The organism is Allorhodopirellula solitaria, from assembly GCF_007859855.1.
In the GTDB taxonomy this organism is placed as follows: domain Bacteria; phylum Planctomycetota; class Planctomycetia; order Pirellulales; family Pirellulaceae; genus Rhodopirellula; species Rhodopirellula solitaria.
Map to the genome: position 1 here is coordinate 161,524 of NZ_SJPK01000006.1, position 22,344 is coordinate 183,867.

14 protein-coding genes and 2 tRNA genes are annotated in these 22,344 nt (G+C 60.0%); 8 read left to right on the forward strand and 8 right to left on the reverse strand.

From position 1 onward, the window contains the following. Positions 1-38: 38 nt before the first annotated feature. Positions 39-1,190, reverse strand: coding sequence for a helix-turn-helix domain-containing protein (locus CA85_RS13675; RefSeq protein ID WP_146391896.1), 1,152 nt, complete (start codon positions 1,188-1,190; stop codon positions 39-41). A gap of 459 nt (positions 1,191-1,649) precedes the next feature. Between CA85_RS13675 and CA85_RS13680 the strand changes: the two genes are divergently transcribed. Next, positions 1,650-5,267 carry a circumsporozoite protein-membrane associated protein gene (locus CA85_RS13680; protein WP_246112778.1) on the forward strand — a complete coding sequence of 1,206 codons (3,618 nt, stop codon included), beginning with the start codon at positions 1,650-1,652 and terminating at the stop codon, positions 5,265-5,267. A 156-nt stretch (positions 5,268-5,423) separates the two neighbouring features. Further along, entirely contained in the window at positions 5,424-6,611 is a 1,188-nt protein-coding gene (locus CA85_RS13685) for a hypothetical protein (RefSeq protein WP_246112779.1), read from the forward strand. Positions 6,612-6,780: 169 nt separating this feature from the next. Here CA85_RS13685 and CA85_RS13690 read toward each other — a convergent pair whose 3' ends face one another. Together CA85_RS13690 and CA85_RS13695 are read right to left on the reverse strand one after the other, a co-directional pair. After that, positions 6,781-7,113 carry a HesB/IscA family protein gene (locus CA85_RS13690; RefSeq protein ID WP_146391898.1) on the reverse strand — a complete coding sequence of 111 codons (333 nt, stop codon included), beginning with the start codon at positions 7,111-7,113 and terminating at the stop codon, positions 6,781-6,783. Between the two features lie 258 nt (positions 7,114-7,371). Next, positions 7,372-10,965 (reverse strand): serine/threonine-protein kinase, encoded by a 3,594-nt coding sequence (locus tag CA85_RS13695; protein ID WP_146391899.1) that lies wholly within the window; start codon positions 10,963-10,965, stop codon positions 7,372-7,374. A 157-nt stretch (positions 10,966-11,122) separates the two neighbouring features. Between CA85_RS13695 and glgA the strand changes: the two genes are divergently transcribed. The 4 genes from glgA to queA all read left to right on the forward strand — a co-directional run bounded on the left by glgA (position 11,123) and on the right by queA (position 16,384). Beyond that, positions 11,123-12,652 carry a glycogen synthase GlgA gene (glgA, locus tag CA85_RS13700; RefSeq protein WP_146392026.1) on the forward strand — a complete coding sequence of 510 codons (1,530 nt, stop codon included), beginning with the start codon at positions 11,123-11,125 and terminating at the stop codon, positions 12,650-12,652. Positions 12,653-12,786: 134 nt separating this feature from the next. Continuing rightward, positions 12,787-14,496, forward strand: coding sequence for a galactose-1-phosphate uridylyltransferase (locus CA85_RS13705; protein WP_146391900.1), 1,710 nt, complete (start codon positions 12,787-12,789; stop codon positions 14,494-14,496). 237 nt (positions 14,497-14,733) lie between these two features. Then, entirely contained in the window at positions 14,734-14,922 is a 189-nt protein-coding gene (locus tag CA85_RS13710; protein WP_146391901.1) for a hypothetical protein, read from the forward strand. 358 nt (positions 14,923-15,280) lie between these two features. Further along, the gene (gene queA, locus CA85_RS13715) at positions 15,281-16,384 is read left to right on the forward strand and encodes a tRNA preQ1(34) S-adenosylmethionine ribosyltransferase-isomerase QueA (protein WP_146391902.1); all 1,104 of its coding nucleotides are present in this window, start codon (positions 15,281-15,283) and stop codon (positions 16,382-16,384) included. A gap of 202 nt (positions 16,385-16,586) precedes the next feature. Here the strand turns inward: queA and CA85_RS13720 are convergent, their stop codons facing one another. The 5 genes from CA85_RS13720 to CA85_RS13740 all read right to left on the reverse strand — a co-directional run bounded on the left by CA85_RS13720 (position 16,587) and on the right by CA85_RS13740 (position 21,118). Next, positions 16,587-16,805 (reverse strand): hypothetical protein, encoded by a 219-nt coding sequence (locus CA85_RS13720; protein ID WP_146391903.1) that lies wholly within the window; start codon positions 16,803-16,805, stop codon positions 16,587-16,589. Then, positions 16,783-17,619 (reverse strand): hypothetical protein, encoded by an 837-nt coding sequence (locus CA85_RS13725; RefSeq protein ID WP_146391904.1) that lies wholly within the window; start codon positions 17,617-17,619, stop codon positions 16,783-16,785. The genes CA85_RS13720 and CA85_RS13725 overlap by 23 nt, the downstream gene beginning before the upstream one ends. Before the next feature lie 160 nt (positions 17,620-17,779). Then, on the reverse strand, positions 17,780-19,009 hold the full coding sequence (locus CA85_RS13730) for a glycosyltransferase (protein ID WP_186774931.1): 1,230 nt from the start codon (positions 19,007-19,009) through the stop codon (positions 17,780-17,782). 20 nt (positions 19,010-19,029) lie between these two features. After that, the gene (gene ispG, locus CA85_RS13735) at positions 19,030-20,184 is read right to left on the reverse strand and encodes a (E)-4-hydroxy-3-methylbut-2-enyl-diphosphate synthase (protein WP_146391906.1); all 1,155 of its coding nucleotides are present in this window, start codon (positions 20,182-20,184) and stop codon (positions 19,030-19,032) included. A gap of 103 nt (positions 20,185-20,287) precedes the next feature. After that, on the reverse strand, positions 20,288-21,118 hold the full coding sequence (locus tag CA85_RS13740) for a polyphosphate kinase 2 family protein (protein WP_246112780.1): 831 nt from the start codon (positions 21,116-21,118) through the stop codon (positions 20,288-20,290). A gap of 264 nt (positions 21,119-21,382) precedes the next feature. Between CA85_RS13740 and CA85_RS13745 the strand changes: the two genes are divergently transcribed. Continuing rightward, positions 21,383-21,471: transfer RNA gene (locus tag CA85_RS13745), tRNA-Ser, on the forward strand. A gap of 85 nt (positions 21,472-21,556) precedes the next feature. Then, a tRNA-Lys gene (locus CA85_RS13750) sits at positions 21,557-21,630 on the forward strand. Positions 21,631-22,344: the final 714 nt, after the last annotated feature.

Genomic DNA, 22,344 nt, shown 5'->3' on the forward strand with positions numbered 1-22,344 from the left:
GAAGGCACCTGCACACCGTCGGCTTCTCAAGTCGTGTTCTATCGTCTCGCGAATCGACGTGCGATCGCCTCACGTGGCAGCGGCATGATCTTGGCCGCTCCGCCGGTGTTGTGTAGTAGGTCGGAGCGATCCGGTTTGCCTTCGGCATCTTCATACTGCACCAGGTAGGCTCCCACCTGGATTCCATTTTCCTCATACACTGGTGGCCAGAACTCTTCGCCCCGGATCGCGAGCGTCTTGGCGAGCAATCGCGTCGCCCGGCCTGAGAAGCCGCTGAGCACCATGTCGAGTCGTCCCAGGGCTTCGCGGAAGAGATAAAACACCAAGGCGACGTCTTTGCCATTACCGCCTGCGTATTCCCAGGTCCCATCATCCTTCTCGTAGTAGAAACCCGGGTTGGGTGCATCTTCATTCTTGCTCAACCGCATCCCCGCGGACGCCCCATCGGGTTTGGGGTCGTTGTCGCGGTAACGCAGAAAGAACGGACAGGATCGTGCGGACACATCATCGACGTCATCCTCCGTCACGAAGGGGGTGCAACCGAAGGCTTCGGAGAAGAGCAGTTCCACGGTTGGGTTACTCTTGACACTCCCGATGCAAATGATGCCGCGATCACCCGCACCATTTTGAAAGCCGTCAAACACCTCGCTCGCTCGCTCCCGCGCGTCCTCCAAAGAGACTTGGCCGGGACTCCAAACCAGCGATTGTTGAATCCGATCCGGGCTGGGCACATCGGTCGAACGAGTCGTCGCTTCGCCACTCGCTCGGTCCCCCAAGTGCTTAGCGACACCGCCGAGTGTGGAGATGCCATTGAGCATCTCGCCGACGAGCACCGAATCGCTGGCGACAACCATCGCATTCTCAGGCGACGCTTCGCCTTCTCCCTGGCGAACACCGACGACGATTTCAATATCGCTGCGCCGGGCCAACATCTCCCAGAAATTTTCCGCGTTGATCGCGAACAACGCCCCCGGCAGCTCCTCCGCGGTGGCGTGCCCCTGATCGATCAAGTAGTCGCACAGACGAGAGAGTGCGTCCAGCGGAATGTATTTCGCTTCGTTCTTGAGCAGTGAAGCAACCTGATGTCGGTCGAGTCCAGTGTGCTCGACGATCGCTTTGATCGTCCCCGGTCGCTTGCGACGATCAGGGGTATGGCCGAGGAGTTCAGCAAGCCGAAAAGCGTATCTCATGGGGGCTCTTTTACAGCAGGTGGAGAAGAGAAAAGAATCCGGTACTGCGCGGGGGAGATTCCCCACCGACCGAACACAAATCGATCAACTTTATGTGAAAAGCATACCCATTCACCCAAGTCGCGCACCCACCTATCTTGCACCAACGATCAGGTAAGGGCAAGTAGCCTCACCCTACTCAGCGGTTCGCTCAGTGCGAATCCGGACGCCATCGGTCGCGATTGCCTCCCCGCTTCCCGAAAAACCGGAGTGGATGCGGTAAAATCCAGCCAATTGCCTGGCGAGAAGAATCGCAGCGTTCGCCAATCGCGGTAGAATAGTGAGCGAGGCCCCTGTATCGGAGCCGCTTCGTGACGATACGGCCAATTCGGTTACGTTATGCGAGAGGACTCGTCGCCTCGTGCAATACGATACTGCAGGGGACTCGTCGCCTCGTCCACTACGATACTGAGAGTTATCTTGTCGCAGCCACGCACTCCCCCGCCACAGTCGTCCCAGCCGCTGGCAAACCGCGGTCCAGACCAGGCAAACGCCGCTTCGAGCGACGCGATGGATGGTTTTGTGCGCGGTCGTATCGAGGCGGCTCAACGAGCGCTTTGGCGAGCAGAACTGACGCGGCGAATCCTAGCCCTGGTCATTGCCACCATGGCGGTGGGACTGATGTGGATCGTCATCGATCAATGGATCTATTCGCCGGGACCAATCGGCCGCAGTCTGATCGCCGGTGCGATTGTCCTGGGTGTCGCGGGCTACGCGTTTGGACGTTTGTGGCCGCTGGTGAACCTGCGGATCAGCGAAGACTACGCAGCCCGTGCTCTCGAAAAAGACCACCCCGAACTGGGGCACTCCCTGTCGAGCTATGTCAGCTTGCGGCGGCAACGAGAACAGCATCCCCGAGGCCAGTTGGCCCAGCGAGTCGTGAACTCCGTCGGTGCCAACGTGGCCGCCAAGCTCCGGCATCTGGACGCTCCCCCGAGAGAAGCGACAGGTCTGATGCTGTGGTGGGCGGTCACGATTGCGTTGATCGCGATGCTGGCGATCTATGCGCTCGCATCGCCCAAGAACTCTATTCAATCAGTCGCTCGGTTGGTCCGTCCGACGGCTTCGCTCGACGCCCCGCGACGCGTTCAGATCAGCGACGTTTCGCCGGGAGACACCGAAACACTGGCCGGACGCACCCTTGAAGTGGCCGCCACCGTGGTCCACCTTCGCCAGGACGAACCGGTCTCATTCGTCTGGGAATCCGATGCCGAGGCCCAGGAACCCGTCGCCCTGCTGCCCCGTGATGCCGCGGACACCCCCAATCGATTCCATGCCAGCATTCCGATTTCGCACATCGCTCACGGGAAGCAGCGGTACCGTATCCTTGCCGGCGACGCCACCGCAGGCCCCTTTGAAGTAGCCATTCGCGACACACCTGTCGTGCAAATTCACGAGGTCGTCTATCAGCCGCCTGCGTACACCAACCAACCTGGCCGCACCAGTCGCACGGGAGCCCTGCGCGGGATCGATGGGACGCAGGTCCGCTTGGTCGCCAACGTCAATCGGCCGATCACTCGCGCCGCTATCGAGTTCACCCCGCGCCAAGTCGGTCAGAATATCCAGGCGACGGCGGGGTCACGCGAAATGCAAATCGCACCCGACGGACAACAAATGCAATGCGAGTTCCCGCTGCGACTGCGAAAAGGTGCCGGCATCGCACTTCAAGATTACCGCCTGCGGGTGTGGGACGATGCTGGCCAATCCAACACCGATCCGATCGTCTATCCGATTGAGGTTGTCGAAGATTTGCCGCCCGAAATCACCATCGTCGTGCCGCAGCAGTCGGCTGTGGACGTCCCCATCAACGGACACCAAATCCTGGAAGTCCACGCAGCCGATGTCGACTTTGGGCTGACCGAAATTGAAATCGAAATCCGTCGCGGCATCGATCTGATCGCGCGATCGAGCCAGTGGAAACAGCCACAGGGAAAACTGGGCAATCACGTGATCGAATACCGCTTCCAACCGTCGCGGTTGATCGTCGCCGGACGCGCCGCCGGACGACGGGGCAGCGGATTGAACGTGGGTGACGAATTGGAAGTCGTCGCCATCGCAACCGACAATCGGGCCGACCCGAATGATGACTCCATTGTTCCCGGAATCACCCGAACCCCGCCCAAACGATTGCGGATTACCGCCGCTGTGGAGCAGTCGGGTGAAGAAGGGCAACAGGGAGAAGGACAGCAGGGAGAGGGACAACAGGGAGAGGGACAACAAGGAGAAGGACAACAAGGAGAAGGACAACAAGGAGAAGGACAGCAAGGAGAAGGACAGCAGGGAGAAGGACAGCAGGGAGAAGGACAGCAAGGAGAAGGACAACAAGGAGAAGGACAGCAGGGAGAAGGACAGCAGGGAGAAGGACAGCAGGGAGAAGGGCAACAGGGAGAAGGACAACAGGGAGAAGGACAACAAGGAGAAGGACAGCAAGGAGAGGGACAACAGGGAGAGGGACAGCCTGGCGCGAACGCTGAGAACGAAGCGGGAATGGAACCCACTGACGATAACGCAGGCCAGTCTCAGCAGGGCGACTCCCCATCGGATGCCGGGAGCGAAGAATCGCGTGGGCAGTCGACGGAACCACCGCAGGACGATGCAGAGGCCTTTGAACGAATCCAGGAGTACCTCGAAGAGAATCAACAAGATCGGGGTGACGGAAGCGGGCCAAGTGAGCCAGACAACAGTGCGTCGAGTCCTCCAGAATCGAGCGGCGAATCGAATAATTCATCGGCAAACGGCAATGAATCGCCTGACGACCAAGCGGCGTCCGATTCCGGGCAAAGCAGCGATAGCGGTCGCGGGAACGAACAAGAAGGCGTCACCCCGCCAGACGATAACCAGGAACGCGAGGACGCAGCGACTGACGACCCAGCGAGTGAAGGCGGCGCGGGTGGCGACCGCTCGGAACGCAGTAGCGATCCTGGATCATCCATGGGTGACGCGGGCCAACCCGACGAAGGGCAACCCGACGAAGGGCAACCTGATGGACGACGCGGAGACAGGCAAGACCAGCAATCCGGAAGCGAAGGTGAGGGCGACGGCGACGGCAGCCAAGACAACGCCGGCGATGACCCCAGCGCGACGGGCAGCGAGGGTGACAGCGGCAGCGAGAGGCCGCAGGAAGAGAACGGAACGAGCGATCCGGAATCGACACAGAGCGATGATGAGATGCGCGGCGACGAAGGAATGAACGGAGCCGAGGGCGCGGGCCGTGATCCGAGCGGAGAGGGAGAGCAAGGTGGTCCACAAGGCGCCGACGATTCCCAGAACGCGTCCCAGGGCGATGGTAGCCCTGAAGGAGAATCGGCGAATACCGATCGCGGTGAGGGAACCGAGGATGCGAACCGTGGTGACGACGGCCCGTCGGAAGAGTCTCGCTCAAGCGATCAGAACCAGGCTGGAGAATCGGCAGGCGAACGCAGCGAATCTGGCCAACCCAGCGGCGGGGCCGAGAATAGCGACCCGTCATCCGACACGTCGAATCAAGATGCCTCGGAAAACCAATCCGAGTCCGCTGGATCGGCGGGCCAGTCCGACCGCGAGGGCGATTCATCCAACTCGCCAACCGAGGATACCAACGCGTCTCCTCAGGGTGGTGGTGGTGGCCAATCGGGCGGTGGCCAGGACACCGACGCCGGGTTGGAAAACGAACTTCCCGATCCGGTCGACCTGGAGTACACCAAAGCTGCCACGGACTTGGTCCTCGACTACCTCGATGAAACACGCACCGATCCTGACCCCGAGTTACTACAGCGTTTGAAATGGACCGAAAAAGATCTCGAGCGTTTCCGCAACCGTTGGCAGAATGTCAAACCGATCGACGGAGAACCTCGCCCCGATGCGACCGCCAGTGAGATCGACGAAGCCCTCCGGAGCCTGGGTATGCGGCCGCGCGCGACCACCGAGTCCACACGTCGAGACGCCGCCGACAACGTCCGCAGCCTGCGGGATGCTGGCAACCGCCGTTCCGCCCCCGCCGATGTTCGCGATGCGTTCGAAGCATTCCGGCGCGGGCTCGGACAACCGCGTTCCGATTGACGCGCGATACCTCCTCGTCGCCAAACCCACCGCGATGCTGCCGCGGCCCTGAAGCTTCCTCATTCTGACATTCTCATTTTTACTTCTCTCTTCCCCGCCACCGATCCACCGCCCCCCATCGGCGAGCGATTTGCTCGGTACTGGGCGGTTGCCTTCGTGCTCTTGATCGTCGCTACCTACCCGCTGTGGTTGCCAGCGGCATGGACGCAGACGGCGTTCTACCCCGCCATTCCGCTGGTCGCGCTACCGCACGGATTGCAGACTGCGATATCGATTTTGCTCGCCCCGGTCATCATCGCTGCGACCGCTGTGATCCTGCTACGCCCGGATCGCCAACGATGCCAGCAAGCGGCGTGGGCGAGCATCGCGGTGGTACTGGCGACTGGATTCTTGACCGATCAGCATCGTCTGCAACCCTGGGCGTACCAAACATTCCTCTATGCCTGCCTGTTCGTGTTGTTGCCGATGCGGTGGCAGACGAATGCCTTTCGCGTCCTGACGATCAGCATTTATTTCTTCAGTTCGGTGGGCAAGTTCGACTATCAGTTCCTGCACACCGTGGGGCAGGAATTCCTCGTCACCGCCGCGAGATTCGCCCATCTCGATATCGCCCAATGGGATGCTCGCACGCGACTTATCGCTGCGGCAGGATTCCCTGCGGCAGAACTATCGATCGCGATCCTATTGACGATCCCCCGCACGCGATTCCTCGCAGGTTGCCTGGCAATCTTCATGCACGCCAGCCTGATCGCGTTGCTATCGCCATGGGGGCTTCATCATAGCCTGGGCGTGTTGCTATGGAACGCCGTCTTGGCCGGTCAAGCCTATTGGCTGTTTGTGTATCGCCCGAAACCGGGAATCGCTCCGAGCGGAGCCACCTCCACCGGGCCACTTCGTCTTAGCGCGGCCGCATTGATGATATTGCTGGCTCTCATCCTCCCACTCACCGAGCGGCGAGGTCGTTATGACGACCAGGCTTGGCACTGGGACCACTGGCTCTCGTGGGCTCTCTATTCGCCTCACAACAGCCGCCTTGATGTCGAAGTCTACTCCGGTGCAGTATCCGGTTTACCTGCTGGGATTGCGTCAGCGGTCGACGAAGACCGCGACGGTGACTCTTGGTGCAAACTGGATCTGGGCAAGCTATCACTGCAAACCCGCGGGGTGCCCATCCTCCCGCAGGGCCGATATCAACTGCGGCTCGCCACCGCGATCGCGGAACCCCAAGGGTGGACCCACGAAATTCGCGGGGTACTGCGATCGGCATCAGATCGACAAGATGGCAGTCGCACCGAGGTCTGGCTGCCCAATTTAGAGGCGATGCAAAGGGCGGCTAAGCGGTAAGGGCGCCGCCCCATCAAATATCCGCGCAATCGGCCCGGTTGGGGAAAAGCGTTGCAGCGTTGCCCGCAGGGGCAGATAACAGCTCAGCGAAAAACATCCGATATAGCAGACCAACGTCCCCGGCGACGGGGACGCTTCGGATCGGATCGTCCGCTCGGTCGGCTGCAAGTTAGGCTTGGAAAGAGCTTCCGCAGCCACAGCTCTTGACCGCGTTGGGATTATTGAACGTGAATCCTTGCTTTTCGAGGCTGTCGAACCAATCGACTTCGGTGCCATCGAGATACAGGGCACTTTTCTTGTCGACAACGACGCTAACGCCATGATGGTCGTATTTGCTGTCAGCCTTCTCGTCGAAGCTGTCGTCGAAGTTCAATGTGTAGTTGAATCCGCTGCAACCGCCACCGGCAACACCGATTCGCAGAAGCATCGTGTCGTCAAAATTGTGTTCTTTGCGAAAGCGAAGGACTTCTTCGGCGGCGCGTTCTGTCAGTTTAATGGCCATCGTGAGATGAACTCCAATCAAGGAGGGAAGCGAAAATGGGAGACGGGGTCATATCGACGGTAATAGTGTGGTTGGTAACCACGACCGAGATCAACACCAAACGCAGAAAACCTAGCAAATCGCTTGCCAAACCAGCATCTCTGCCAAATTGGCAGAAAAAGGCGCCAGCAGCGCGGCTCTGCTATAGCTGCCCATCCTATCCCACCGGTCACCCGCTGTCGATCGACACTCCCCCTGCGCTGGCGATCCCTGCCCCGTTCACTCGGCGGTTTGAAACTCCTTCGGCAGATCGTAGGTGCCTGCAGCGGCCTCGCGGGTGGTGATTTTAATCTCCGCCGCATCCCCCTCGCCGACGACGACCCAAATCAAGGCTTGCTTCGGATCGGACGGGCCTGTGGCAGTGCGATCGGGGTTGGCCCCGAGCATCAGATCGGTCAGCACGGTTCGCAGCGGCAGATCGGTTTTGGCAAAATCCCGCACCTGCTGATTCTGGGTAATCCCCATTTTCTGGAGATCGCCGCCGATAATCTCCACTTTCGGCGCTTGATTGCCCTCGGGCAACTCCGCGGCGAACTCGTTGATAATCGTATCGATGGCAAACTGCAGTGACTCCTGCCCGAAACTCACCGACATCGGCCTCTCAAGCATCTCATCGATCGTAAGCTTGGTCGCCATCGGGCCAGCGTTCGCGGTCGCTGGAGTCGCCGTTGTATTGGCAGCGAGCAGCGTTCCCAGCGTGATCTGCGGGAGAGCGAGCGGCGGCAAATAGGCGTTGAAGATCACCTCTCGCTTGATCGCCGCCGAGCGAACCTGTTCGCTCGTGAACATCCACATATTCGGCAGCCGCGCCGCCAGCATTTGCCATGAGGGATCCACCTCGCGGCTGGCCAAGAAGTCTTCCGCAGCCAGCGACGCGTCGTCGATCTGATTGAGTACTTTGGATTTCAATGCATTGGGATTTTTACCCGGGGCGGCTGCCAAACGAAGTTCGACGTAGCTGCCACTCCGTGGAGGCCTTTCGCCCCCCGCAGGAGCAGCGGGAGGAGACGAGGAATCGGGCGACGAAGCAACGACTCGAACTAAGAACCCGCCGCACTCGGGCGTCAACGTGGATCGAATCCAATCCAACAGCGGCGGTGCCGTGCGTTTGACCCAGGCCCGGGAGTCGGCGATCAGAAAATACGGCGTGCTCAATGTGGAAACCGCGTCGGTGGGACGCGCCGACCGCCACAACTCCTCGAGCTGTCGCGGCAACAGCACAGGGGCCCCTTCGACCTCAGCCACCTGCGTCACGCGGGCGATCGAACCGACTGCAAATGCGTCGACTCGCTGCGTTTCGCTGCCGGTCGCCCCGCTCGCAGCGGTTGGATTCCCCGCAGCCTCAGCATCCGCAGCGCCGCCGGTTTGCGAAACGTCGCTGGCGTCCGGCCCGGCATCCTCGCTGCTATCCTCCGCCGAAATATCGGAAACGAAATGCGGATAGTACGCGTCGCTGGCGGGGTCATCCCCCGCATACAGTCGTGCACCGCCGGGTACGACGGCCATGGACGCTTCCCACGCCTGCGTCAACTCGTCGAGCGGACGAGGCGATTTCAAATGCACGGCGATGGCAATCTCAGGGACGCCGTCACTGCCCGGGAACCACGCCAACGCGAGCAGTTTTACATCTTCGATCGGCACTGCGATACGCCCTTGCAGCTGCTGCCAGAGAGCAGCCATATCGGGCTCGAAGGTCTCACGAAGCCCCGTCGCGTTCAGGCTCGGCAAATGAATTGTCGTCAGCGCCGCCGGCCCCGGGGGCAGCAACATCGTGGTGGATCTGCGGTCGGCCTCGGAAAACTCCGACCCCTGCACCGCGGCGGGAGGAGCCCACAGCATTTGACCGTCGGCAACAATCTCGATCGCCTCTTCATCCGCTGAGGAAGCACCCGATCCCTGCCGCGGAGCAGTTGGGGTCGGACGGGAAGTCGGCCGACGTCCCGTCACCGAGGGAATCACGGCGGGAACCGGCCGACGGATGCGTTTGGCGACCGGGCGAGGAGCGTTGGGATCCTGCATCGCCAGAGCAACAACCAGCGCGATGATCGGGATCCACAGGCCGCCGAGAACCAACCATGCCGCCCGCCTCCGACTCGGTCGACGCGGCCGGCGTTCGGGCGCACTTGGTGGATCCTCCTCACTGAGGGTTGCCGTCGCTGCGGCGGCCTCGCTTGCCATGACAGGGTCGCGCGGGGACTCCGCGGCCGACTCGGAAGACGAATTCGGCACCGCATCGTCCCGGTCGCTGGCGGCTACCGCTCTGGCAGGCGTTTCATTCCCCGGGACTTTCTTCGCGGGCGATCCCTCGCCCACCTCCGCCGTGGCGGCCAAAGACCGCTTCCGGGCCGGTCGCGACTCTTCCGACTGCTTCTCGGCCTTTTCATCGCCCGCCGCCTCAGCCGTCACCTCAGGCTTCTTGCTATTGTCGGTCTCCGTCAGACCCACTGACTCGTCAGCCGACTTTGCCGGGGCAGCGTCCCGCCTTCCGGGCAACGACTGACTCGATGATTCTCTCGATTGCGGACCGGAGGCCTCCGCCGACGTTCGCTCCGCCGCCGGAGCCGGCTCATTCGCATCGGGCCCGACGGCTGGCTCAGCCTTCGCTTCTGCGGCGGCTTCGCTAGCAGCCGATGCGACCGGTGCAGGCGTGGAGGTGGCCGGGCCGACGGTAGCAGCGAGCGCCCGGGAAAAAGTCTCGAAACTCGCGAACCGCGAATCGGGATCTTTGGCCAACGCATAAGCGAGCACCCTCAGGAGCGGGTCGCCCGAGGCGCCCTGAGCGACGGCCTCACTCAAAGCCGGGGGCATGAAATTCAATTGCCGCGAGTGAATCTGTTCCTTTTGAGCTGCAGCGAACGCGTGTTCGCCAAAGCGGAGTCGATACCCGAGACAGCCCAGTGCATAGATCGACCGGCTGGCCCAGGAACTCGGGTTCGAACCGGGCTCTGCGATGGTCTCGGGGGCGGAGTAAAGCCATGGGGACTCAGTACCAGCCTTGGCCTCGGTGCCAGCCATTGTCGCGAGGTCCCCCGGCTCACCCGAGGAGAGATACTCCGAGGGATCGATCCATAGGGTCGCAGCTGTCCCCGACGCGGGATCGGACGAAACCCAGATTCGATCGGGCGACGGCATCGGTGGAACCGAGAGCTGCCCAGCTTCCAATTGAGACATCGATTCGGCCAGCGATTGGAGCAGCGGCGCGATCTGCTCCGCTGCCCAGTGCGATGAGGACTCACGGCCGCATCGCACTGCCAAGGACTCTCCCGGCGGCAGCGGGGCGTACAGCCCAACGGCATCCAGAGAGCTATCCAATGGAATCGTTGTGAAGTAGTTGCCCAGCGGCGCCCCCGGCAGAGCCATCAACTCGAAGCGGGGCAACCCGCCGTGTTGCAACGCAGCGAACCAACGAAGGCGATCACCGTCGAGCGGTGTCAAGTCTGCGGGCGCGAACTGCATCAGGACCCCGGCGGCGTCCGGGGAGGCATCGTGAGTGACCGGCAACCACCGCGAGAAGGGCGGTCGGGTTTGCTCAGCCGCCTGCGTCAGCGGTGCAATCCGCATGACCGGGAAACGAAAACCTTTCTTTTCCGTGCCGCCGGCGTCCATCGCCGGCGCTGGCCGCGTCAGACAGGCCGCCTGAAAGGGCTTCAATCGCCCGGTTTTGACCAACCATTTCGCGAGCGTTAAGGGGTCCGATGGTGGCGTTGCCCCATGTTCATCGGCAAAATCTGCCGCCCATTGTCTCGGTGTGGACGAATCCGCCAATCCGCTCTGTACTAAGCGTTTCCAAAAATCGACAAGGGGCAGCGGCATGGAACGAAATCGAAGGACGGCAGGAATAAGGGAGACGGGAAAAATCGTCGCGAAGAATTATCCCATCGTATGATTGCTTTAGTTTATTGTAAGCAGTGCCGCTATGTGGCACCCAAATGAAAACGAGACTTGATTGGCCGACTCGCAGGTATTGAAATTGAACATCGTCTATCTCACGACTGAAGCGGTCCCGTTTGCAAAAACGGGTGGGTTGGCGGACGTCTGTGGAAAACTCCCGTCCGTGGTTGCCCAGAGCGGCCATGACTGCGCGGTCATTATGCCCGCGTTTGACTCCATTGTCCGCTCGGGGATGCCGCTCGAGCAAACCGACATGAGCTTTGCGATCGAGATGCCAGGCGACCGGATCGTCGGCGGCCGCGTGCTCCGCAGCCACCTGCCTGGCGGAGACGTCCCAGTCTACTTTGTCGATCAGCCCCAGTACTTCTCGCGACCGTCTCTCTACGGTGACAAACACGGCGATTACCGAGACAACGCGGAACGATTTATCTTCTTTTGCCGGGCCGCCATGGAGGTGATGAAGCGAATGGATCAGCCCGTCGATCTGGTTCAATGCAACGACTGGCAAACCGCCCTAATCCCCGCGTTGATTCAAAGCGATACGAACGGTGCTCACGGCGACGAACGATTGCCAGCGGATACCCCCACCGTACTCTCGATCCATAATCTCGCGTACCAGGGATCCTTCCCCGCCGAGGACTTCGAAGCGACAGGATTGCCCTGGGAGCAATTCCGCAGTGAGTCCTTCGAGTACTACGGCGGTCTGAACTTCCTCAAAACCGGGATCGTCACCGCGGATCACGTCTGCACGGTCAGCCCCACCTACGCCGACGAGATCAAGACCCCCCTGCATGGCTGCGGGCTCGATCCAATCCTCCGCAGCATGGGGGATCGGGTCAGTGGCATCATCAATGGGATTGATACCGATATCTGGAACCCGGCGACCGACCCTCACCTCGCACGAAATTACGACGTCCGAACATGGGAGCAAGATAAACAAGAGAATAAGCTGGCGCTGCAGTCGGAACTGGGGCTTCCCAGCAACCCGCATGTTCCGCTGATCGGTTTAGTCGGGAGGCTAGCAGACCAAAAAGGATGGGATTTGATCCTACCGGTGATCCGTGAGCATCTGCGAGAGAAACGCCCGACTCAGTGGGCGATCTTGGGCAGTGGCGACCCTGCGATCGAGAGTGAATTGGCGTGGCTAGCCTCGGAAAATCCCGACCAACTCGCTGCCCACATCGGATTCAGCGACGCCTTGGCCCATCGGATCGAGGCCTCCAGCGACCTGTTTGTGATGCCAAGCCGGTATGAACCCTGCGGATTGAACCAGCTCTATAGCCTGCGCTATGGCACCGTCTGCGTCGTCACCAAAACCGGGGGCTTGGCCGACACGATTGTCGACACCAACGCGGAGAGTATCGCCAACGATACCGCCACCGGCTTTCACCTGCGCGCCTATGACGCGGCGGCTTTGGAACAAGCCATTGGGGAAGCCCTGCGAGTCCGGTTCCACGAAAAAGAAATCTGGAAAAATATTGTCGAACGTGGTATGAGATGCGATTGGTCATGGGGGGCTAGTGCCTCCCAGTACGTGGAGCTCTACGCAAAAACAATCTCCCTTAAACATTCCCCAAGTGAATCAAGCGATGCGTTGGCACGCCAATGACGTTGGTTGCTAGCATTTTACCCCCTATCAGGATAGAAAAAATCCGTAGAATAAGCGGTCAGCATCGAGCTTGATCTGCCGGTGTTTCCCCCAAAAGCTCCCGCCAATCCTGCACTGACTACACGGAAGCCAACATGCCAATCTCGCACGTCGATCTCAATGGCGGACGCACGCGTTTGCGACGCGACAGTCGCCAACTCCGTCTGAAAGATCGGCATTCGCGAAATCAGGATGGGGACACGCTGGCCCAAGCCGCGGGCGAGACCTTGCCTGCCTCCGCGCCGGACCGGGCATTGCCGGGGCAGGAGCAAGGTGAGCCGAATCCCGCGTCCGGTTCTCCCGGCGATCCCACTGGCGGCGACGGGGCTGGCGGCGACGGGGCTGTCGGCGACATCGAAAGCCGATTGTGCGATATCAAAGCAGTCTTCACCGGCCCCTGCTCGTCGGCTGACCCGCCGACTGAATATTCCACAGACGATTCGTCGGGGGACCCCGATGAACACCCTGCCATCATCGCCCGCGCACCGATCGATCCAGCGATGTCCGAGGCGGCAGGAGGACAGGCTTTCGACGGCCAAGCAACCGCTGGTGCTCCCAGCGGTGCAGAGGAAGAAAGGGACTCGCAAGCCGGCCAATCCCGCTTGGACCTGATCACCGGGGAATGGACTTGGTTTGCGACGACCCGCTCGCAGCGTCCCAATCAGTTCAGTGGTCCCCCGCTAAAGAAACCGAGCACCGCGATCGACTGCCCGTTCTGTGCCGGGCAAGAAGGCCGAACCCCCGACCCGGTTTGGGTCGCCAAGCTCGATGATGTCAGCGCATCGCACGCGGTTGCTACCTCCGTGGAAGGCGATCAATCGGACCAGTGGTCGGTGCGAGTCGTCCCTAACCTGTACCCGGCAGTGAAACGTGTCGAGGATGCAGGCATGAAGCCTCCCGCACGCGATGGCGACGCTAAGCGTCCCGAGAACGAAGCGATGCCCGTCTCCGCACGAGTGCACCGCTCCAACACGGCGTTCACCTCCTACCAGCCCGCCCAAGCATTGGACTCGGCTAATCGAACGCACCGCCGCAGTTCAACGGCGAGCCGGCTCTTCCCCAGTGACGCGGCGCAAGGTGGACACGAGGTCATCATCGAGTCACCTCGGCACACTGAGTCTCTCGCCGAACTCAATACCGCCGAGGTATCGCTCGTCTTCGCCGCCTACGCCGAACGCATCCGTTATTGGCGCAGCGTGCCGGGCGTCCAGCACGTCAGCATCTTCAAGAATGTCGGCTGCGACGCCGGTGCGTCACTCGCCCATAGCCACTCGCAATTGATCGCCACGAACCGCGTCCCCGGGCTGGTCCAGCAGGTGACCCGTCGTCTGCAAGCCCACCACGCACGGTACGGCTCGTGCTTGCAATGCGACCTACTGCGAGCTGAGATCGAACACAAACAACGGGTTGTCAGTCAAACGGATTCCTTCGTGGCCTATTGCCCTTTCGCGAGCCGGTTTCCGATGCAGGTGCGTGTTACCTCCAAGGAACACCTGCCGTGCTTCAGCAATCTACGCGCTCGACCACTCGCCGAACTGGCCCGCCTGACCCTGCGAATCGTCCGCTGGCTCGAGGCACTCCAGCCAGGGACAGCCTACAACATGCTCATCCACACCTGCCCGGTCGCCTTCAACGGAGCGACAGAATCGTATCACTGGGCAATGGATATCTTTCCCCGCGTCTCGCGACTCGCTGGATTTGAACTCGCTACCGGTGCGATGATCAACGCGATCTATCCCGAAGCGGCCGCGCAAGCCTACCGAGCACAGGCGAGATTGAGCGATCCCCGCTACGTGTTGGCTTAAGCTCAGAGACTCCCACTACTGATGCAGCGAAGCTCGCCAATCTGGTCGAGACACAGTTGCCGAGCGAGACCATCGCGGCACAACATACCGTTCCCGCCAAGGGCGTGCTCGATCATTACCGCGTGATCGGCTATTGAGGGGACGATCGCTTCAAGAAATGGAACACGATTTGCCCCTTAGATCGCTGTTCAATGCCAATTCAGTGGCCAAACATTCTTGATCCCGAGGAGTCAAACCATGACCAATAACGACAACATTCAAACCGTGCATGGCGTCACCAGTCCGATCGTGACCGACCGAGCAGCGCATGACGAGAACACGGAACCTCCTGAACCCAAACACTACCGTGAGACCTCTGAGCAACGGCTGGAATCGCTGACTGAAAAGGCGACAGACCCACGCTCAGACAAGTCGACAAGGGAGTAGCTGTCCCGGATCGAAGACCATCCGGACGTCATCGATCGCCGACTGGTTGACAGTCGGCTCACGCGGACCGAGGCCCGTATCGCGGTGGTGTCCGCTTGCGCTCAAACCACCGGGTATTTCCCATTATATCTGATGGGATGCTTCTGGATATTGAACAGCTCGTTGCTTCGTCCAATACGACAGAAATTGATCGTGCGTTGCTAAGGACCAAGCCAACTGACCCGCCGACAATCGGTGAGCCGCCTTTTCGGATCGGCTGTCAGACGACTGAGCGAACTGCACTGACGAGTCGCGAACTGCACTGACGGGTCGCGAACTGGGGATTTGGAGGGGATCTCTTTTCAGGTAGACTCTGCCAATGCACTCACTTGAACTCTATGACTACACGTTGCCCCGCGAGCGGATCGCTCAGGAGCCGCTTCGCAACCGAGTTGACGCGCGGTTGATGTTGATCAATCGGGCCCGTGGCACGATTGATCATCACCATGTCCGCGACCTGCCCGAACTACTGCGTGCGGAGGATTCGCTCGTCCTGAATAATTCCCGGGTCGTGCCCGCCCGGCTCGTAGGCTACCGCACACGCACCGAGGGACGCTGGCAAGGGCTCTACCTGCGTAGCGATCCCACCACCGGCGTGTGGGAACTGCTAACGAAAACACGCGGCAGCCTGCAGTCGGGCGAAACGATTACTTTGCAGGACCGCGATGCCCGCGATGGAGGACAACTCGAAGTGATCGGTCGCGATGACGAGGGACATCTATTCGTCCGCCCGATGCTCGAATCGGTCCAGCACGACGACGCACTCGCTGGCGATAAGGTCTCACCGACCCAGTGGCTCGAGCGGTTTGGCCGTGTCCCCATCCCACCCTACATTCGAGACGGCAGGATGGTGGATGCCGATCTGGTGAACTACCAAACCGTCTTCGCTAGCGAGCGGGAAGAGGACAAAGCCAGTGTGGCGGCGCCCACCGCGGGGCTGCACTTCACCGACACACTGCTCAACCAGATCGCCAAGGGCCAGACAGCCATCGACGAAGTCACCCTGCACGTGGGCATCGGCACCTTCCGCCCGATCGAGGTCGACGACATCGACCTCCACGCCATGCATCAGGAATGGGGCCGCATTGACGAAGCGACCTGCCGCAGCATCCAAGAACGCCGGGCCGCTGGCGGTCGCTGCGTGGCCGTGGGGACGACAAGCGTGCGAGTGCTCGAAAGCAGTGCAGCGGCCAACTCGGGAACCTTGCAGGAATGGACCGGAGCGACCGATCTATTCATCAAGCCACCGTATAAATTTGCAGCGGTCGATGCATTGATGACCAATTTTCACCTGCCCAAGAGCTCGTTACTCGTCCTCGTCAGCGCTTTCGCCGGGCGTGACCTGATCATGCGAGCCTATCAAGAAGCGATCCAAGCGGAGTACCGCTTCTTCAGCTACGGCGACGCCATGCTGATCGTCTGACAGGTGTGAAAAGGGAAGGGCCATGGTGAAGCCCTCCCTGCCTCACCATAGCCCTATCAATGATGGAACGATGGCACCGATCGTTCCGCCCTCCCAATCCATGGTACCCGTAGTATCGGACCGGGAGCGACGAAACCTTCAGCAGAATTGACAGAACCGGCAAGAAAATTTTTGGCCGAGAGTCACTCGCCTCTCGTCTTGACTACGCCAGCTGATGACTCGTCACGGGGACGACCATGCTCGTCACGGGCGTGGCGGTGTTGGTCTTGTAGTAATCTGGGTACCAGCGGTTGAGTTCCACGTACATCGCGATCACCGCGATTAGCATGAATAACATCGCCAGGAGCAGCATCACCGTGTAGACACTCGGTGGTCGCTTGGCTGGTCGTCCGCCGGGATTATTCGATGGTAGTGTCGACACGGTCGCCCTCCAGGATGGCAGCTTCACTATAGTCGTTAAGAATTTCAGCCACAGCGCGGTCTGGCTCGGTCTTGCGAACTCGCAAGCGGCTGACGTAACGTCCGCCCCGTGTGACTTCGAGCAGATGGCCTTCTCGCAGACCATCGTCGTATCCGATCGATACCTCGACGAGTTTCCGAGGCCGATTGATGACCAGCACGTTGCCGTTGCGGTCCGGTGGTGATCCATCGAGCGGATCGTTCATGTTCAATCCGGCCGCATCGACGACTTCTTTGTAGCGTGTGACCTGACCGAGCAGTTGATCATTGCGATCCTGCTGCAATTGAACGATGCCTCGCAGGCTGTTCATGTCGTCGGTCAGCTTCAGCGTTTCAGCGAACAGATTGTCTCGGTCCTGTTGCTCCTTGCGAATCTGCGAACGCAGCATCGCCGCTTCCGCAGTCAATTCTTCGAGTTCCTCGGCGCGGCTGCGATCCAGCTGAGCCAACTCAGTGGTCTTGGCTTGGAGGTCCTGCGCGAATTTTTCGCTGTCGCTCAAGACACCTGTCAGCTCACTGAGCTTGGTTTCCAAGGCAGCCAGGGCCGTACGGCGGGCGACGCGTTCGCGATCCAGGTCAGCTTGGGTCCGTGCCCGAGCCTCACGAAGTTGATCGTTGGTGCGTTCGTAGGTTTCGATTTGAGCCTTCAAGCCATTATCGGACATGACGACATCACGCCAATTGCGGTGCGATGCATTGACCGCGAGGGCCAATACCATGAACACCACGCTGAGCAATAGGATCAAAACCGAGAAGGATTTCCCTAGTAAATTCATGGGAAAGTGATTCCAGGAGGGATGGAAGAAAAGAGTACGGAGCTAGGCGAACAGCGAAATTATAGTTGGCAAAAAAAACGTGTGTCAACAAAATTCGCACTTTTGGCGCCCTGAGCCCACAGTGCTTGCTACGCACCAGCGAGTATATCGGTTGTTGGGGTTATCCCAGCAAAAGACCGGAAATTTCTTCCACGGCAGGGCCCAGGGCGTGCCTGGACTGGATCAGCCGAGTGGCCGCATCGACACGTTTGGCTCGCTCAGCGGGGCAGCGAACCATCTCGATCAGCGCCCCTGCCAGCGATTCGGGATCTCCTGGTTCCGCCCAAAAACACGTCGGGTTGCTGGCGTCGGCCTGCATCTCAGCGGTCCCGCCACTGCGGGTCGCGACCACGGGCGTCTGCAACGCGAAGGCTTCCAAGACAACATTGGGCAACCCTTCGAATCGCGAGGGCAGCACCAAGGCATCGGCCTGGTGAATCGATGCGATCGCTGGCGAAATCACGCCCGCGAACTCCACCGCATGACCACCGCAGCGGCCCGCGCCGTCGCTGATCGACAGCCATTGCTGCTCCAACCGCTGGCGGTCGGGGCCGTCACCAATCATCTGCAGCGAGATTCGAGGCAGTGACTCCGGCCAACGCTGGGGCAACCGGGAAATTGCATCGAGCAGGTCAGCCTGCCCCTTTTCACCTGTCATTCGCCCCACGCACACCAATCGCAAGAGACGGGTATCCAGACTGGGCAAGTCGACACCGGGTGAATCACCATCGATCGAATTGCCGCCGCCCTCCCCCCGTTGGTGCGATCGCGAGCTAGACTCGTCCGCCACGCTGCGTACCCGCTGGACGTCGACGGGATTGCGAATCACGGTGACCCGCTCCCGGCGCAGCCCGTAGTATTCTGCCGCGGAGTCGGCCGCCGCTTGGCTGACGGCGATGACATGCTCGCTAGCTCGATAAGCGGTCGCCAAACGCCGGCGTTTCAGTTCCACGAAACGCTTCTCGACCATTGGCAAGGCAGCATGCGGAGGGCTGACGATGGTCGAGACGCGGCGAACATCCAGGCGATCGATGGCGGGATGGCCCGCGATCAGGGTATTGTGGAAAGCCCGGTCATAGACCACGTCAATCTGCTCGCGGCGCACGATCTGCGCAAACTCCTTGGCTTGCCGCCGCAGCAAAGTGCCTGGGACTCGGTCGAGAGCCCCGCGAAGCCGACTCGCCGGCGCCGCCGAAAGACTATGCAGAATCACGTCGCCGGGCAATTCGCCCAGCAGTTCCCCAGTCCGGTGGGTCAGGTACAGATGCACGTCGAATCGGTCGCGGCTCAGATGCCGTGCCAACAAGGCGACCTGGCGTTCGCTGCCCCCACCCCGCATCGAGGTGGCCATCAACAGGACGCGGCACCTGCTCAAACGCTTGCCGCCGTTCCAGTTTTCTCGGCGATCAGGGCGTCCAATTCCGATTTTAACTTGGGCAGGATCTCATCGTATCCAAACGCCCCCAAGGGCTCCTCCCCCTTCTTCAAGTTGACTTTGGCAGGGCCACACCACAAACCGAGATCGGCGTCGTCGGTCTCGCCGGGGCCATTGACCCGGCATCCCATCACCGCAATCGTGATCGCGTATTCTTGCGCGTAGCGGGTCATCTCTTTGACATTGGCCGCCAAATCAACGAACGCTTCGTTCTCCACGCGGGAACAACTCGGGCAACTGATGATGTTGAGCTTCGTGTCGTCAAAGACCACCACGCTGCGCACCCGACCGGCCTGAATGTCGCTGATGATCTCTCGGCCAGCGTCAATTTCCTCCGGTTTGCGAGGGTTGGGCAGGGTCAGGGAGACGCGGACCGTGTCACCGATACCTTTGCCGATGAGCTGTTCAAAGGCGATGCGAGTCTTGATAATGCCCTCGGGGGGCATCCCCGCTTCGGTCACACCGAGATGCAGCGGCACGTCGGGACGAAGCTCGGCGAATCGCCGGTTGACCTCCACCACGTGCGCCGGATCGCTGTCCTTGAGCGACACGACAAAATTGTGAAAACCGAGCGAATCGACGAGCTCGCAGTGCTCTGTTGCCGATTCGAGCATCGGGGTAATCGAATCGTCGGCGGCGTATTTTTCCTTCTTGGCAGGATCGACGCTGCCACAGTTGACGCCGATTCGGACCGCGCAGCCATGCTCTCCAGCAAGATCGACTAGGAAGCGAACCTTGTCCTGCCACGTCATGTCGCGGCCGTGGTGATAGAGGTGGCCGGGGTTGTAGCGGATCTTATCCACGTGAGGGGCAACCAATTCAGCCAGACGAAAGTTCTCTTGCAAGTCGACAGCTAGATTGGCAGTCGTTTGCTTGCGAATTTCCGCTAGCGCCGCTGCGTCCTGCTTGCTATCGACCGCGATTCGAACCACCCCCGCACCTCGTTGACGGAGCGCCTCGGCCTGGGCCACGGTCGCCTCCACGTCCTGGGTTTTGGTCGCGGTCATGCTCTGCACGGCAATCGGATGGCCGGCGCCCACGGTGATCGAGCCGATAGTAACAGGGCGGGTTGGATTTCGCTGAATGGACATACGGGAGAGAAGAACAGGGAGTTGATAGTTTACAAATTTTAGAATTCTGAAATTTTCAGAACGAGGGAATCGCACGCGACCGAGTCTGCGGCGAGCAGACGGGCTAGTCTTTCTGCTCGGCGGATTCCCGCTCGTAGAGTTTACGAATTTCTTCGACATCGACATCGACCGCGGGCAACTGAGGATCCATCTCCTCGAAAGTCTTGCGGATGATCGCCGCGACACTGGCGTCGCGATACCATTTTTTATCAGCCGGGATGAGATACCAGGGGGTGTGTTTGGAATTGCATTTCTCGAACACGTCCTCATAGGCCTCCCGGTAGTCGCCCCATCTCTCCCGCGTGGCGTAATCGCCCGCATTGAGTTTCCAGTGTTTGGCGGGATTGTCTAGCCTCTTCTTGAATCGCTCGAGCTGCTCGCCGGGGCTGATATGCAGGTAGATCTTGACGATTTTGGTGCCCCGTTGGACCAACAGATCTTCAAAATCGTTGATCTGTTTGTAACGATCCTTCCACACCGACTTGGCGACGAGGTCGTTGACCCGGGCGATCAAGACATCCTCGTAGTGGGAGCGATTGAAAATCGAGACCTTGCCGGCAGCGGGCGTGGCGGCGTGGATTCGCCACAAAAAGTCATGTGCGAGCTCTTCGCTCGTGGGAACCTTGAACGGGAACGTGCGGCAACCCTGCGGGTTCATCCGCCCGAGCACTTTCCGGATCAGCCCATCTTTCCCGCCCGCATCGAGCGCCTGCAGGACGACCAGTAGCGACTGCTTCCCTTCCACGAAGGTGCGGTACTGCAGTGCCTGGATGTCGGCGACCGCACGCGCGGTGAACGCACGAGCGTGTTCTTTGCCCTCGAACGGCCCCTCCGTCTCGGTCGGTATGTTTTTCAGCGAGATTTTTTTGTGAGGGTGGGCTCGATGTTCGTCCATGAAATCGAATTTCAAATCGAGATCCCAGGTAGGTGGTTGCATCAAATGGGGCCCGGAAGAGTGGATGAAACGACTTCGAGGTGCCCGAACAGACAGGGAACCAGGAAAAAACCGATGAAGCAGCGGGAGAATTCACTCCCCACGATATTGCAGTGTAGCGTGCGAACCTAAAAAGGTGCAAAGCATCTCTAAACAAGGGCTCAACATGGGTTGCCAAGCTCGCCCGGATCGAGCACAATTCCGCTCTGACAAACGAGACCACCTGGAGCGGTGGCTGAGTGGTCGAAAGCGCCGGTTTGCTAAATCGGTGACCGGTTCACGCCGGTCCGCAGGTTCGAATCCTGTCCGCTCCGCTGCAAATTGATTTTGCATGATCGCCGAATGCAATGCGGCACCGTCATTGAAACGGTGCCGTTTTTGTTTCTCGACGATCGAATTGGAAGTGTAGCTCAGTTGGTTAGAGCATTCGACTTTTAATCGAATGGCCCTGGGTTCGAGTCCCAGCACTTCCACTCTCTTCTTATCGCGTGCCGATGCAGGCAGAACACGATCCCCTCGTCGGCTTGCCCGACAGGAATCGATGTATTCGTTGATTGGCGCGAAGGCTAGTTCACGTCGCTCTCATGCCGATTGTCGATTCAATCGACGCCCCTGGCACCGCCAACATAGGTTTTGAACACTGATCTTCGCTGATCTGACACTAATCTCATTCTTGTTCGTGTGGGGTGAAGGGATGCTGCTTGAACACGGCTGGGAGGATTAGTGTGCGATTAGTGGAGATTAGTGTTGAACGTTCAGGTCATGAGCCGAGTGCCGTCAGGCACCGGGTAGCGTCTCCCACCCGGCCGCTCTCGAGAACGTCCGGCTTCAGCTGATAAGGCTATTCTGAGCCATGACCATCAAGCCGGTCTCAGCGGTGAAGCGTGATGATCCGCTGGCGTGGAAGTCGCGGACGCCTCGATGCTTCTCGGCTGTCGGCGTAGCGATGCTCGACCTGAATCGAACGGCAACGCAGACTTGCTCTGTCCAGCTTCGTCGCCTGATCGTCAAGCAGTGTTTTTAATCTCCAGTCGGCGGGTCGTTCGACGTTGCGAGCCCACTGCCTTGAAAATCCCGCATCCTGGATGACTGCCACTGAAATTCGAGAAGCACCTAAAAATGCCGGCCTCACGTTTGAATCGCAGAGGCGCAGAGAACGCAGAGTCCTGCAACGGCAAACAGGGACA